This window comes from Micromonospora sp. NPDC048909 (assembly GCF_040649635.1).
Lineage (GTDB): Bacteria > Actinomycetota > Actinomycetes > Mycobacteriales > Micromonosporaceae > Micromonospora.
Map to the genome: position 1 here is coordinate 509,537 of NZ_JBEZFU010000001.1, position 13,575 is coordinate 523,111.

The window sequence follows — 13,575 nt, forward strand, 5'->3', positions numbered from 1 at the left end:
ATCTGACCGACAACGTGAACTCGATGGCGTCGAACCTGACCAGCCAGGTACGCAACATCGCCTCGGTCACCACGGCGGTCGCCAAGGGCGACCTCGGCCAGAAGATCACCGTCGACGCGCAGGGCGAGATCCTGGAGCTGAAGAACACCGTCAACACGATGGTCGACCAACTGTCGTCGTTCGCCGACGAGGTGACCCGGGTCGGCCGCGAGGTCGGCATCGAGGGCAAGCTGGGCGGTCAGGCCCAGGTCAAGGGGGTCTCCGGCACCTGGCGGGACCTCACCGAGAACGTGAACCAGCTCGCCTCCACGCTGACCACCCAGCTCCGGGCGATCGCCCAGGTCTCCACCTCGGTCACCCGGGGCGACCTGACCCAGCGGATCAACGTCAAGGCGCAGGGCGAGATCGCCGAGCTGAAGGACAACATCAACCAGATGATCGTCACCCTCCGGGAGACGACCAAGAAGAACGCCGAGCAGGGCTGGCTCGACTCCAACCTGGCCCGGATCGGCGGGCTGTTGCAGGGCCAGCGCGACCTCGGCGAGGTCTGCCGCATGATCATGGTGGAGGTGACCCCGCTGGTCGACGCGCAGCTCGGCGCGTTCTTCCTCTCGGACACCTCCGACGGGAGCATGCGGCTGCGGCTGACCGCCTCCTACGGGTACGTGGCCCGCGGGCACGACGTCACCTTCGGGCCGGGTGAGGGGCTGGTCGGCCAGGCCGCGCTCTCCCGCCGCACCATCCGGGTGAGCGCCGCACCGGACCGCGCGCTGACCCTGCGCTCCGGGCTGGCCGACACGCCCCCGACCGACCTGGTCGTGCTCCCCATGCTCTTCGAGGGCGAGCTGCTCGGCGTGATCGAGTTCGCCAGCGTGGCCGCCTTCTCCGAGCTGCACCTGTCGTTCCTGGAGCGGCTGGTGGTCACCATCGGCATCGCGGTCAACACCATCCAGGCCAACCGGCGTACGGAGGAGCTGCTGGCCCAGTCGCAGCGGCTGGCGCACGAGCTGCAGGAGCAGTCGGCGGAGCTCCAGCGGACCAACGCCGAGCTGGAGGAGAAGGCCACCCTGCTGTCGGAGCAGAAGGGCAACATCGAGACCAAGAACCGGGAGATCGAGCTGGCCCGGATCGGTCTGGAGGAGAAGGCGCAGCAGCTCACCCGGGCCTCGGCGTACAAGTCGGAGTTCCTGGCCAACATGAGCCACGAGCTGCGGACCCCGCTGAACTCGCTGCTCCTGCTGGCCCGGCTGCTCGCCGAGAACTCGGAGCAGAACCTCTCCCCGAAGCAGATCGAGTTCGCCCGGACCATCCACAGCGCCGGCTCCGACCTGCTCTCGCTGATCGACGACATCCTGGACCTGTCGAAGATCGAGGCGGGCCGGATGGACGTCGAGCCGACCGAGGTGCGGTTCGTCGAGATCCGCGGCTACGTCGAGCAGGCGTTCGCGCCGCAGGCCGAGGAGAAGGGCCTGGACTTCCAGGTGCGGGTCAGCAAGGACCTGCCGTCGGCGCTGGTCACCGACGCCCTGCGGCTCCAGCAGATCCTGCGCAACCTGCTCTCCAACGCGGTGAAGTTCACCGACAACGGCGCGGTGACGCTGCGCATCGCGCCGGCGGCGGAGAACGCGGTCTTCGACGTGCCGGCGTTGACCAACGCCCGGCGGGTGATCGCGTTCACCGTGATCGACACCGGCATCGGCATCTCGGACGACAAGCTGTCGATCATCTTCGAGGCGTTCCAGCAGGCGGACGGGACCACCAGCCGCCGCTACGGCGGCACCGGCCTCGGCCTGTCGATCAGCCGGGACCTGGCCCGGCTGCTGGGTGGCACCATCACCGTCTCGTCGGCGCCGGGGCAGGGCTCCACCTTCACCCTCTTCGTTCCGGAGGTGCTGGCGCCGGACGCGGTGGTCGCTCCGCTGCCGCCGTCGCCGACCCGGGCCGGCCTGCCGTCGTCGCTGCTGATGCCGCCGCTGGAGCTGCCGCAGCCGGCCCCCGGGCCGACCAGCCGGCAACTGGACGGGGCGACCGTGTTGATCGTGGACGACGACGTCCGGAACGTCTTCGCCCTCACCAGCGCGTTGGAACTGCACGGGATGACCGTGTTGTACTCGGACAACGGGGCGGACGGCGTCCGCCTGCTCGCCGAGCACCCGGAGGTGGACATCGTCCTGATGGACGCCATGATGCCGGACCAGGACGGGTACGAGACCACCCGCCAGATCCGCCGCAACCACCGCTTCGCGGACCTGCCCATCGTCTTCCTGACCGCGAAGGCGATGCCGGGGGACCGGGAGTCGGCGCTCGCGGCCGGGGGCAGCGACTACATCACCAAGCCGGTGGACCTGGACGAGCTGATCGAGCTCATGTCGTCCTGGATCAGTGGCAGCCGGACTGAGGAGAACTCGTGACCCAGATGGCCAAGGCGCTGCTCGTGGACGACCGTCGGGAGAACCTGATGGCCCTGGAGGCGATCCTCCAGGGCCTGCCGGTCCAGTCGGTGGCCGTGGAGAGCGGCGAGGCCGCGCTCAAGCAGCTGCTGGTGGACGACTTCGCGGTGATCCTGCTGGACGCCCAGATGCCGGACATGGACGGCTTCGAGACGGCGAGCCACATCAAGCGCCGGGAGCGGACCCGGCACGTGCCGATCATCTTCCTCACCGCCGCCGACCGGGACGCCCAACTGGCCCTGCGCGGCTACGCGGTCGGCGCGGTCGACTACCTCACCAAGCCGTTCGACCCGTGGGTGCTCCGGGCCAAGGTGTCGGTCTTCGTGGAGCTCTGGGTGAAGACCCGGCAGTTGGCCGCGCAGTCGGACCTGGTCCGGGAGCGGGACGCGCAGTGGCGGGTGCTGACCGACGCGGTCGACGAGGCCACCACGCTGCTCCGCGCTGACGAGCCGGACGCCGGTGAGCGCGCCGCCGACCTGCTCGAGCAGGCCCGCTGGGGCAACCCGGGCTGATCCCCGCGTCGCGGGTCAGCCGGTGGTCTGGTCGTTGCGGATCATCAGGGCCGAACGCAGGCCGGTGATGTCCAGCACCCGGAGCAGGAAGTCGCCCACGTGGGTGAGCATCAGCAGGCTCTGCGCGTGGCTCGCCTTGCGGCTGAGCACGACCAGGGTGCCCAGCCCCTGCGAGTCGCAGAAGGTGACCCCGCCGAGGTCCAGCACGATCCGCGGGGGCGGGTCGGCGAGCACCTCGTTCACGACGGTCGAGAGCTGGGCGGCCGTGAGCATGTCGATCTCACCGGCAAGGCGCAGCACAGCTTCGTCGCCCGTCCGGTGTAGCGTGATGGACAGTTCGGCACGATCCACCCGGTCAGCCTAACCCGATCCGGTCGGCGTGGCCCGTCGAGGCGATGCAGCCCCGCCGGCGTCCCGGCCCGGGTGAGCCGGGTAACCCCAGCCCGGGGTGGCTGCCGCCGCATCCGTCGGCGCTGACACAATGGCCTAATCGTGACCGACACCTTTTCCGCCGGATCTGGCCGCTACCCGGCCGACGCGCCGGCCTCCGAGGCCCTGTTCGACCGCGCCCGCGCCATCGTGCCGGGCGGGGTCAACTCCCCCGTGCGCGCCTTTCAGGCGGTGGGCGGCACTCCGCGCTTCATGGTCCGGGGGGAGGGGCCCTGGCTCTACGACGCCGACGACCGGCGCTACGTCGACCTGGTCTGCTCGTGGGGCCCGCTGATCCTCGGTCACGCGCATCCGGAGGTCGTCGCCGCCGTGCAGGCCGCGGCCGCCCGGGGCACCAGCTTCGGCACCCCCACGCCGGCCGAGGTCGAGCTGGCCGCCGAGATCGTCGACCGCACGCCGGTCGAGCAGGTCCGGCTGGTCAACTCCGGCACCGAGGCCACCATGTCGGCGATCCGGCTGGCCCGGGGCTTCACCGGCCGGTCCGAGATCATCAAGTTCGCCGGGTGCTACCACGGGCACGTGGACGCGCTGCTCGCCGCCGCCGGCTCCGGGGTGGCCACCCTCGGCCTGCCCGACTCGCCCGGGGTCACCGGCGCTGCCGCGAGCGAGACCATCGTGCTGCCCTACAACGACATCCGGGCGGTCGAGGAGGCCTTCGCCGCCGAGGGGCCGCACATCGCCGCGGTGATCACCGAGGCCGCGGCCGGCAACATGGGTGTGGTCGCCCCGCGCGACGGGTTCAACCAGGAGCTGGCCCGGATCGCGCACGCGCACGGCGCCCTGCTCATCGTCGACGAGGTGATGACCGGGTTCCGGGTCTCCCGCGCCGGTTGGCACGGCCTCGACGCGTCCGACGCCGACCTGTGGACGTACGGCAAGGTCATGGGTGGTGGCCTGCCCGCCGCGGCGTTCGGCGGGCGCGCGGAGATCATGGCCCGGCTCGCCCCCGCCGGCCCGGTCTACCAGGCCGGCACGCTCTCCGGTAACCCCCTCGCCTGCGCCGCCGGCCTGGCCACCCTGCGGCTGGCCGACGAGGCGCTCTACCAGCGCCTCGACCAGACGGCCGCCGTCGTGGGCAAGCTCGCCGCCGACGCGCTGGCCGCCGCCGGGGTCCCGCACCGGCTGTCGTACGCGGGCAGCATGTTCTCGATCTTCTTCACCGACGCCGACGTGGTCGACTACGACAGCGCCCGGACCCAGCAGGTCCCGGCGTTCAAGGCGTTCTTCCACGCGATGCTCGCCGCCGGCGTCTACCTGCCGCCGAGCGCGTTCGAGTCGTGGTTCGTCTCGGCGGCGCTGGACGACGCCGCCCTGGATCAGATCGCCGCGGCGTTGCCGTCGGCGGCGCGGGCAGCGGCAGCGGCGGGTCACGGGGGGTAGGCGCGGTGAGCAAGACGGTGGTCCACGTGCTCCGGCACGGCGAGGTGCACAACCCGGGCAGGATTCTCTACGGGCGGCTGCCCGGTTTCCGCCTCTCCGAGCTGGGCGTGCAGATGGCCAAGGCCGCCGCGCAGGGGCTCGCCGAGCGCGAGGTGGTGCACGTGGTGGCCAGCCCGCTGGAACGCGCCCAGCAGACCGCCGAGCCGATCGCGGGGCAGTTCGGCCTCCCGGTCGGGGTGGACGAGCGGCTGATCGAGAGCGCGAACTGGTTCGAGGGCAAGCAGGTCTCGCCGGGTGACGGCTCCTTCCGCGACCCGCGCAACTGGTGGGTGCTGCGCGACCCGGTGACCCCGTCCTGGGGTGAGGCCTACCGGGCGATCGCCGAGCGGATGTTCGCCGCGCTGCACGCAGCCCGGGTCGCCGCCGAGGGGCGCGAGGCGGTGCTGGTCTCGCACCAGCTGCCGATCTGGACGCTGCGCCGGTACGTCGAGCGCAAGCGGCTCTGGCACGACCCGCGCCGGCGGCAGTGCGGCCTGGCCAGCCTCACCTCGTTCCACTTCGACGGCGCCAAGGTGGTCGGTATCGGCTACACCGAGCCGGCCGCCCACCTGATCGCGATGTCGCCGACGGCCCGGACGGCCAAGGGGGCCTGATGCGTGCCCGGAGGTGGACCGCGGGTCTGCTCGCCACCGTCGCCGCGGTGGCGCTGGTCGGCTGCACCTCGCAGAGCCAGGAGAAGACCTGCGCCACCAACGCCGACGGCGTGATCGAGTGTGCGCCGGACCAGCGCTCCGCGCCGCCGAAGATCTCCGGTGAGCTGCTCACCGGCGGCAGCTACGACGTCTCCCAGGCCCGTGGCCAGGTCGTCGTGGTCAACTTCTGGGGCTCCTGGTGCGCGCCGTGCCGCGCCGAGGCCGACGACCTGGAGGCCACCTACCAGGCCACCAAGGCCTCCGGGGTGAGCTTCCTCGGCATCAACGTCCAGGACAGCAAGGACAAGGCCCTGGCGTTCGAGGAGGGCCGGGTGAGCTACCCGAGCCTCTTCGACCCGCCCAGCCGGTTGGCCCTCGCCATGGACATCCCGCCGAACACCATCCCGGCCACCGTCGTGCTCGACCGCGACGGCCGGATCGCCGCGGTGATCCGGGCCGCGGTCAAGCAGGAGGGCCTGCAACCCATCGTCGAGCGGGTCGCCGCCGAGCAGCCGGCCTCCGGTTCCCGCTGATGGGCGAGACGTTCCGGCAGGTCGCCCTCTCCGGGCCGCTGCTGCTCGCCATCGGCGCGGCCGCCCTCGCCGGCCTGGTCAGCTTCCTCTCCCCGTGCGTGCTGCCGTTGGTGCCCGGCTACCTGTCGTACGTCACCGGGCTGGCCGGCGCCGACCTGGAGGGGCGCCGCGTGGGCGCCGGCGACGCGCCGACCGGGGACGATCCGGGCGGCGGCGTCGCGCTGGCCACCCGGCCGGTCGCCGCGGTCAAGGGCCGGGTGCTCGCCGGGACACTGCTCTTCATCGCCGGCTTCACCGTCGTCTTCACCGCCACCGCGGTCCTCTTCGCCAGCGTGGGAAAGGTCTTCTTCACCTACGAGCGGACGCTGGAGATCGTGATCGGCGCGCTCATCATCGTGCTGGGGCTGGCCTTCGTCGGCCTGGTCCCCGGCATGGAGCGGGAGTTCCGGATCCACCGGCTGCCGGCCGCCGGGCTGCTCGGCGCGCCGGTCTTCGGGGCGGTCTTCGCGCTCAGCTGGGTGCCGTGCGTCGGCCCCACGCTGGCCGCCGTGACCGGCATGGCCACCGTCAGCGGTCAGGTCGACCGGGCGGTGGTGCTCGCCGTGGCGTACTGCCTGGGGCTGGGGATCCCGTTCGTCGTCTTCGGGCTGGGCTTCCAGCGCCTGCTCGGGGTCTTCCGCGCCATCCGCCGCAACAGCCGCTGGGTCACCCGGGTCGGTGGCGCCCTGCTGATCCTGATCGGCCTCGCGCTGGTCACCGGGGGATGGACGAACGTCGTGATCTGGCTGCAGACCACCTTCGGGGTGGGCGAGGTGAGCATCTGATGACCGCCGTGGACGAGCGACCGGCCACCCCCGCCTCGGCGCCCCGGCGCCGGCCGAACCGGGCGCTGGCCCTGCTGCGCAACTCCTGGCGGCAGCTGACCAGCATGCGTACCGCGCTGGTGCTGCTCTTCCTGCTCGCCATCGCGGCCATTCCCGGCTCGGTGCTGCCGCAGCGCGGGATCAGCCCGGAGAAGGTCAACGAGTACTTCGTCGAGCACCCCGACCTCGCGCCCCGGCTCGACCAGATCGGCGCGTTCGAGGTCTTCAGTTCGATCTGGTTCTCCGCGATCTACCTGCTGCTCTTCACCTCGCTGATCGGCTGCATCACGCCGCGGCTGCGCGATCACGTCCGGGCGCTGCGGGCGAAGCCGCCGGCCGCGCCGAAGCGACTGGACCGGCTGCCCCAGCACACGGTGCTCGCCGCGCCGGCCGGGGGCACGGCCGCGATCGTCGAGGTGCTGCGCCGGCGTCGCTGGCGGGTGACGGTCCGCGGCAACGAGGTCTCCGCCGAGAAGGGTTACCTCAAGGAGAGCGGCAACCTGCTCTTCCACAGCTCGCTGATCGTCGTGCTCGTCGGCGTCGCGCTCGGCTCCTGGTACGGCTGGCACGGCAACCGGCTGCTGGTGGCCGGCGCGGAGAACGCCTTCTGCAACACCCGCCAGCAGTACGCCGAGGCGCAGCTCGGCCCGCAGGTGGAGAGCGGTGACCTGCCCGCGTTCTGCCTGACCCTGGACGCGTTCCAGGCCCGGTTCCTCGACACCGGCCAGCCGGAGTTCTTCAACGCCACGGTGAGCGTGGAGGAGCCGGGCCAGGCCACCCGGACCGCGGACTTCTCGGTGAACTCGCCGCTGCGGCTGGACGGCGCCAACGTCTACCTGCTCGGGCACGGGTACGCCCCGATCATCCGCTACACCGACCGCTACGGCCGCAGCCAGACCAGCACCACGCCGTTCCTCACCACCGGCGACATGGGCCTGACCAGCGAGGGGCTGGCGGCGTTCCCGGACGCCAACCTCGACCCGAAGACCGGCAAGCGGGACCCGAACCTGCAGATGGCCTTCACCGGCCTCTACCTGCCCACCGCGCCGGACTCCGCGCCGTACGTGCGGTCGCAGTATCCGACCGAGCGCAACCCGGTGCTGAACCTGGTCGCCTACCGGGGCAACCTCGGTCTGGACGCCGGCATCCCCGGCTCGGTCTACCAGCTCGACCAGCGGCAGGTCCAGACCGGCCGGGTCAAGCAGGTCGGCGACAAGCTGCTCAAGCAGGGCGAGACCTGGAAGCTCGACGACGGCAGCAGGCTCGAGTTCCTCGGTACGAAGCGGTACATCACCCTCTCGGTGCGGCACGATCCCGGCTCGGGGCTGCTGCTGGTGGCCTGCGGAGTGCTGCTCGTCGGGCTGATGGGTTCGCTCTTCGGCCGGCGTCGCCGGGTCTTCTTCCGGGTGACGCCCGCCGGATCCGCGGACCCCGCCAGCGCAACAACGACGGCCGGTAGTAGTTTGGTGGAGGCCGGTGGGTTGCCGCGCACCGACTATCCAGGGTTCGCCGACGAGTTCGCGCAGCTCGTCGCCGCGATCAGCGGTGACGAACGATCGGACGAGCGGGCCGGCACGGAGCGCGACGGCAGCGACCGGGCCGGGACGCGAGAAGGGACCGACTGATGTCCGCACTCTCCGACCAGCTGGTGACGTTCGCGATCCTGGTGTACCTGGTCGCGATGATCAGCCACGCCGTCGAGTACGCGCTCGGCAACGCGCGGGCCCGGATCGTCAAGGCCGCACCCGCGCGGGAGTTGGTCGGCGCGGGCGCCGGTGGGCCCGGCGGGACGGTCGCGCCCCCGGTGGACCCGGCGCCGCCGGTGCGCACCGCGGCCCGTAGCGGCGGCCGCGCCCGGCTGGCCGGCCTGATCGCCGTCGGGGCCACCGCGGTCGCCGTCCTGCTGCACCTCGCGGCGCTGGTCACCCGCGGCATCGCCGCCGACCGGATGCCGTGGGGCAACATGTACGAGTTCGTGCTCACGGTCTCGTTCATCGGCGCCGCCGCCTGGCTGGCGGTGCTCGCCAAGCGGCCGTCGCTGCGCCGGCTCGGGCTCTTCCTCACCCTGGTCATGGTGCTGCTGCTGGCCATCGCCGAGCTGGTGCTCTACGTGCCGATCGTGCCGCTGGTGCCGGCGCTCAACTCGTACTGGTTCGTCATCCACGTCTCCACCATCGTCTTCTCCTCCGGCATCTTCCTGCTCGGCGTGGTGCCGGCGGTGGCGTTCCTGATGCGTAACGGCTACGAGCAGGGCAAGCGGAGCTTCCCGTACACCCTGGCCAAGCGGCTCCCGGCGGCCGCCGCCCTGGAGCGGCTGACCTTCACGCTGCACGCCTTCTCGTTCCCGATCTTCACCTTCGCGGTGATCGCCGGCGCGATCTGGGCCGAGGCGGCCTGGGGCCGGCCCTGGGGCTGGGACCCGAAGGAGACCTGGGCCTTCATCTCCTGGGTGGTCTACGCCGGCTACCTGCACTCCCGGGCCACCCCGAGCGTCAAGCGGAACGTGGCCACCTGGATCGCGGTGCTCGGCTTCCTCACCATGCTGATGAACCTGTTCGGCGTGAACATCTTCTTCACCGGCCTGCACTCCTACGGCGGGCTGTGAGCCGACCGGCGGCCGCTAGCCCCGCTGGCGGCGGCGGAGTGTCTCGTCGACCCGCAGGGTGACCTGGTAGGCGACCTCGGGCACGTCGGCGAGTTCGATCCGTTCGGCGCGCAGCGCGAGCTGGGCGTGCAGCTCGCGGGCGACGGCGTCGCGCAGCTCGACCAGCAGCGGCGACAGGCCGTCCGGGTCACCGACCACGTAGGCGTCCGACATGTCGCCAGGCTCCGCCCCGACCGGGCCGGCCCGCCAGCTCCGGTGAGATTTCTCGCCGGCACTCCCGGCCTGATCGATTCGCCAGCGCCCTCGGCCTGATCGGCTCGCCGGCACCCTCGGCCTGACCGACCGGTCGGCGCGCTCGGCTTGGTCGACTCCAGGTCGCCGATATCGCGGTGTCCAGCGCCCCGCAACACCCACCGTATCGGCGACATCCTGTCGATCAACTCGGCCCGTGGCCCTGCCGGCCCGCGACCCTGCGCGCGGCTCGTGGTCGGTCAGCCGCCGAACCAGCCGGGGACGTCGAGGCGGAACCAGTTCGCGGGGGTGACCGCGCGCAGGTCGTCCTCCATCGCGGCGACCCGCTCCGGGCCGAGGGTGTCGGCCCACCGCTGCCGGAGCTGGTCGAAGACGACCGCGGAGCGGTGCAGCCCGTCCCGGCCCCGCGCGGTCGTCCGGACCAGCTTGCGCCGGGCGTCCCGGGGGTCGTCGACCCGTTCCAGGTAGCCGAGGGCGACCAGCCGGTCCACCGTCTTGCCGGCCGCCTGCTTGGAGATGCCCAGCCGCTGTCCCAGCTCGGTGGCGGTGGTGCCCTCGACGCCGACGGCCTGGAGCACGAAGCCGTGCAGCGGCCGGAGCTCCGTGTGTCCCTGCCGGGCCAGCTCGGCGTGCAGGTCGTCGATGAGGGTGCGGAAACCGGCCAGCAGCAGCAGGGGCAGCAGGAAGCCGGGCCGTTCGGGGTCAGCCGTTGCCACGTTCGACAACCACGTTTACTATTTGGTCAACCACGTTGACGATCGTACGCCACCCGAGAGCAGGTACCCGTGCACCGAACCGTCTTCCCCGTCCACACCGTCGACACCGCGCCCGATGCCGCTCGGCCGGTCATCGAGGGCGTACGCCGCGGCTTCGGCTGGCTGCCGGCGGCGGTCGCGCTGATGGCCGACTCGCCCGAGCTGCTCAACGGATTCCTCACCGCCAACCGGATCTTCGAGCAGACCGACCTGACCCCGCTCGAACGCGAGGTGGTGGTCTTCACCGTCGCCACCGGCAACGAGTGCCACGTCTGCGTGGCGCTGCACACCGCGACGCTGGCCAAGTTGGCGGCCAGCGCCGAGCTGACCGCCGCGCTGCGGGCCGGCGGCGCCCTGCCCGAGCCGAAGCTGGAGGCGCTACGCCGGTTCACCGGTGCGGTGCTGGCGCATTCCGGCGCGGTACCCGACCCGGAGCTGGACGCCTTCCTGGCCGCCGGCTACCAGCCCCGGCACGCGCTGGACGTGGTGCTCGGCGTCGGCACGTACACCATCTCCACCTTCGCCAACCGGCTCACCGGCGCGCCCCTCGACCCGCCGCTGGCCCGGTACTCCTGGCAGCCCGACGGGACCGGCGCTGCCGGGTCGGGGCCGACACACCTCCCCGCCCAGGGCCGGTGACCGCGCTCGACCTCACCTGCGCCCACCCGGCTTGTTCACCGACGTGGCCGGTGCGGGAGACTGGCGGGCATGGCGGCTCGTGGCTTCCCGTACACCGACCTCAAGGACTTCCTCGCGGCGCTGGAGCGCGCGGGCGAGTTGCGGCGGGTGAGCGTCCCGGTCGACCCGACCCTGGAGATCAGCGAGGTGGTCACCCGGACGGTCCGCGCGGGCGGCCCGGCGCTGCTCTTCGAGCGGCCCACCCGGGGCGAAATGCCCGTCGCGATCAACCTCTTCGGCACCGAGAAGCGGATGGCGATGGCGCTCGGCGTCGAGTCGCTCGACGAGATCGGCGCGCGGATCGGCGCCCTGGTCAAGCCGGAGCTGCCGGTCGGCTGGTCCGGCATCCGCGAGGGCCTCGGCAAGGTCATGCAGCTCAAGTCGGTGCCGCCGCGCAAGGTCAAGACCGCCCCCTGCCAGCAGGTGGTCTACTCCGGCGACGACGTCGACCTGAACCGGCTGCCCGGCCTGCAGGTGTGGCCCGGTGACGGCGGCATCTTCCACAACTACGGGCTGACCCACACCAAGCACCCGGAAACCGGCAAGCGCAACCTCGGTCTCTACCGGCTCCAGCAGCACTCGCAGAACACGCTCGGCATGCACTGGCAGATCCACAAGGACTCCACCGCCCACCACGCGGTGGCAGAGCGCCTCGGCCAGCGACTCCCGGTCGCCATCGCCATCGGCTGCGACCCGGTGGTGTCGTACGCAGCATCCGCGCCGCTGCCCGGCGACATCGACGAGTACCTGTTCGCCGGCTTCCTGCGCGGCGAGCGGGTGGAGATGGTCGACTGCCTCACCGTGCCGCTCCAGGTGCCCGCGCACGCGCAGGTCGTGCTGGAGGGCTACCTGGAGCCCGGTGAGCGGCTGCCCGAGGGCCCGTTCGGCGACCACACCGGCTACTACACCCCGGTCGAGCCGTTTCCGGTGCTGCACGTCGAGACGATGACCATGCAGCGCGACCCGGTCTACCACTCGATCGTCACCTCACAGCCGCCGCAGGAGGACCACGGCCTCGGCAAGGCCACCGAGCGGATCTTCCAGCCGCTGCTCAAGCTGCTGATCCCGGACATCGTCGACTACGACCTGCCGGCCGCCGGCGTCTTCCACAACTGCGCGATCGTGTCGATCCGCAAGCGCTACCCGAAGCACGCGCAGAAGGTGATGAACGCGATCTGGGGCGCCCACCTGATGTCGCTGACCAAGCTGATCGTGATCGTCGACGAGGACTGCGACGTGCACGACTACAACGAGGTCGCCTTCCGCGCCTTCGGCAACGTCGACTACGCGCGCGACCTGCTGCTCACCGAGGGCCCGGTGGATCACCTCGACCACTCGTCGTACCAGCAGTTCTGGGGCGGCAAGGCGGGCGTCGACGCGACCCGCAAGCTGCCGGCCGAGGGCTACACCCGGGGCTGGCCGGAGGAGATGCGGATGTCGCCCGAGGTGGCCTCGCTGGTCGACAAGCGTTGGAAGGAGTACGGGATCTGATGACGGCCGTGCTGGAGCCCGTGGAACGACCGGGCCGGGTCAAGTCCTTCCTCAAACTGGTCACCATCGAGCACTCGGTCTTCGCGCTGCCCTTCGCGTACCTGTCGGCGCTGACCGCGATGCAGGTCGACGGCGGGCACGTCCGCTGGCTCGACCTGCTGCTGATCACCGTGGCGATGGTCGGGGCGCGGACGTTCGCGATGGCCGCCAACCGGATCCTCGACCGGCGGATCGACGCCCGGAACCCGCGTACCGCCGGGCGGGAACTGGTCACCGGGGCGGTCAGCGTGCGGACGGCCTGGACCGGCGCGGTCGTCGCGCTGGTCGTCTTCCTGATCGCTGCCGCGCTGCTCAACCCGCTCTGCCTGGCGCTCGCCCCGCTCGCCGTGGTGCCGCTGGTGGTCTACCCGTACGGCAAGCGGTTCACCAACTGGCCGCACGCCATCCTGGCGATCGCCCAGGCGGTCGGGCCGGTCGGCGCCTGGCTGGCGGTCACCGGCACCCTCAGCGGCTCCGGGCCGGCCTGGCTGCTGGGCGCGGCGGTCGGCCTCTGGATCGGCGGCTTCGACCTGATCTACGCCTGCCAGGACGACGAGATCGACCGGAAGATCGGCGTGCACAGCGTCCCGGCCCGGTACGGTCGGCGCTTCGCGCTGCACGCCTCCACCGTCGCGCACGTGGTCACCTTCGCGCTCTTCGTCTGGTTCGGCGCGCTGGTCGGCTTCGGCTGGCTCTGGTGGATCGGGTTGGCGCTGACCGCGGTCGCCTTCGGTTACCAGCACCTGGTGGTCACCCCGACCGACCTCAGCAAGGTCAACCGCGCGTTCTTCACCGCCAACGGCTTCGTCGGCATTGCGCTGTTCGCCTTCGCCCTGCTCGACCTGGTGATCCGGCTCGGCCTGCGGGCGTGACTC

At 71.6% G+C, this 13,575-nt stretch carries 14 protein-coding genes; 11 read left to right on the forward strand and 3 right to left on the reverse strand.

The window, feature by feature from the left end:
• Window positions 1-2,411: ATP-binding protein (locus tag AB0C04_RS02490; protein ID WP_357047159.1), on the forward strand; the 2,411-nt coding region annotated here is incomplete at its 5' end.
• The gene (locus tag AB0C04_RS02495; protein WP_357047161.1) at window positions 2,408-2,962 is read left to right on the forward strand and encodes a response regulator; all 555 of its coding nucleotides are present in this window, start codon (window positions 2,408-2,410) and stop codon (window positions 2,960-2,962) included. The genes AB0C04_RS02490 and AB0C04_RS02495, both read left to right, overlap by 4 nt.
• Before the next feature lie 15 nt (window positions 2,963-2,977).
• On the opposite strand, the gene AB0C04_RS02500 is transcribed toward AB0C04_RS02495, so the two are convergent.
• Entirely contained in the window at window positions 2,978-3,313 is a 336-nt protein-coding gene (locus AB0C04_RS02500; RefSeq protein WP_350868170.1) for an STAS domain-containing protein, read from the reverse strand.
• Window positions 3,314-3,454: 141 nt separating this feature from the next.
• On the opposite strand from AB0C04_RS02500, the gene hemL reads away from it, so the two are divergent.
• The 6 genes from hemL to ccsB are packed head-to-tail and all read left to right on the forward strand — an operon-like array spanning window position 3,455 to window position 9,485.
• Entirely contained in the window at window positions 3,455-4,792 is a 1,338-nt protein-coding gene (gene hemL, locus AB0C04_RS02505) for a glutamate-1-semialdehyde 2,1-aminomutase (RefSeq protein WP_357047164.1), read from the forward strand.
• A gap of 5 nt (window positions 4,793-4,797) precedes the next feature.
• Window positions 4,798-5,445, forward strand: a complete 648-nt coding sequence (locus AB0C04_RS02510; RefSeq protein WP_350868167.1) for a histidine phosphatase family protein — start codon at window positions 4,798-4,800, stop codon at window positions 5,443-5,445.
• Window positions 5,445-6,017 (forward strand): TlpA disulfide reductase family protein, encoded by a 573-nt coding sequence (locus AB0C04_RS02515; protein ID WP_357047167.1) that lies wholly within the window; start codon window positions 5,445-5,447, stop codon window positions 6,015-6,017. The genes AB0C04_RS02510 and AB0C04_RS02515 overlap by 1 nt, the downstream gene beginning before the upstream one ends.
• The gene (locus AB0C04_RS02520) at window positions 6,017-6,841 is read left to right on the forward strand and encodes a cytochrome c biogenesis protein CcdA (RefSeq protein WP_357047169.1); all 825 of its coding nucleotides are present in this window, start codon (window positions 6,017-6,019) and stop codon (window positions 6,839-6,841) included. The genes AB0C04_RS02515 and AB0C04_RS02520 overlap by 1 nt, the downstream gene beginning before the upstream one ends.
• A complete protein-coding gene (locus tag AB0C04_RS02525; RefSeq protein WP_357047171.1) occupies window positions 6,841-8,505 on the forward strand; it encodes a cytochrome c biogenesis protein ResB in 1,665 nt (554 codons plus the stop codon). Before AB0C04_RS02520 ends, AB0C04_RS02525 begins: the two co-directional genes overlap by 1 nt.
• On the forward strand, window positions 8,505-9,485 hold the full coding sequence (ccsB, locus tag AB0C04_RS02530) for a c-type cytochrome biogenesis protein CcsB (RefSeq protein ID WP_357047173.1): 981 nt from the start codon (window positions 8,505-8,507) through the stop codon (window positions 9,483-9,485). The genes AB0C04_RS02525 and ccsB overlap by 1 nt, the downstream gene beginning before the upstream one ends.
• A 15-nt stretch (window positions 9,486-9,500) precedes the next feature.
• Here the strand turns inward: ccsB and AB0C04_RS02535 are convergent, their stop codons facing one another.
• Together AB0C04_RS02535 and AB0C04_RS02540 are read right to left on the reverse strand one after the other, a co-directional pair.
• The gene (locus AB0C04_RS02535) at window positions 9,501-9,698 is read right to left on the reverse strand and encodes a hypothetical protein (protein WP_357047175.1); all 198 of its coding nucleotides are present in this window, start codon (window positions 9,696-9,698) and stop codon (window positions 9,501-9,503) included.
• Window positions 9,699-9,976: 278 nt separating this feature from the next.
• Window positions 9,977-10,453, reverse strand: coding sequence for a MarR family winged helix-turn-helix transcriptional regulator (locus AB0C04_RS02540; RefSeq protein ID WP_357047177.1), 477 nt, complete (start codon window positions 10,451-10,453; stop codon window positions 9,977-9,979).
• Between the two features lie 69 nt (window positions 10,454-10,522).
• On the opposite strand from AB0C04_RS02540, the gene AB0C04_RS02545 reads away from it, so the two are divergent.
• The 3 genes from AB0C04_RS02545 (at window position 10,523) to mqnP (ending at window position 13,572) form a co-directional block, all read left to right on the forward strand.
• Window positions 10,523-11,131 (forward strand): carboxymuconolactone decarboxylase family protein, encoded by a 609-nt coding sequence (locus tag AB0C04_RS02545; RefSeq protein ID WP_357047179.1) that lies wholly within the window; start codon window positions 10,523-10,525, stop codon window positions 11,129-11,131.
• Window positions 11,132-11,200: 69 nt separating this feature from the next.
• On the forward strand, window positions 11,201-12,661 hold the full coding sequence (locus tag AB0C04_RS02550; RefSeq protein WP_357047181.1) for a menaquinone biosynthesis decarboxylase: 1,461 nt from the start codon (window positions 11,201-11,203) through the stop codon (window positions 12,659-12,661).
• On the forward strand, window positions 12,661-13,572 hold the full coding sequence (gene mqnP, locus AB0C04_RS02555; RefSeq protein WP_357047183.1) for a menaquinone biosynthesis prenyltransferase MqnP: 912 nt from the start codon (window positions 12,661-12,663) through the stop codon (window positions 13,570-13,572). Before AB0C04_RS02550 ends, mqnP begins: the two co-directional genes overlap by 1 nt.
• Window positions 13,573-13,575: the final 3 nt, after the last annotated feature.

Bases quoted from the DNA above. Each gene is read 5' to 3' on its own strand.
- mqnP (WP_357047183.1), top strand. From the start codon at position 12,661: ATGACGGCCGTGCTGGAGCCCGTGGAACGACCGGGCCGGGTCAAGTCC.
- AB0C04_RS02520 (WP_357047169.1), top strand. From the start codon at position 6,017: ATGGGCGAGACGTTCCGGCAGGTCGCCCTCTCCGGGCCGCTGCTGCTC.
- AB0C04_RS02550 (WP_357047181.1), top strand. From the start codon at position 11,201: ATGGCGGCTCGTGGCTTCCCGTACACCGACCTCAAGGACTTCCTCGCG.
- AB0C04_RS02525 (WP_357047171.1), top strand. From the start codon at position 6,841: ATGACCGCCGTGGACGAGCGACCGGCCACCCCCGCCTCGGCGCCCCGG.
- ccsB (WP_357047173.1), top strand. From the start codon at position 8,505: ATGTCCGCACTCTCCGACCAGCTGGTGACGTTCGCGATCCTGGTGTAC.
- AB0C04_RS02535 (WP_357047175.1), bottom strand. From the start codon at position 9,698: ATGTCGGACGCCTACGTGGTCGGTGACCCGGACGGCCTGTCGCCGCTG.
- AB0C04_RS02515 (WP_357047167.1), top strand. From the start codon at position 5,445: ATGCGTGCCCGGAGGTGGACCGCGGGTCTGCTCGCCACCGTCGCCGCG.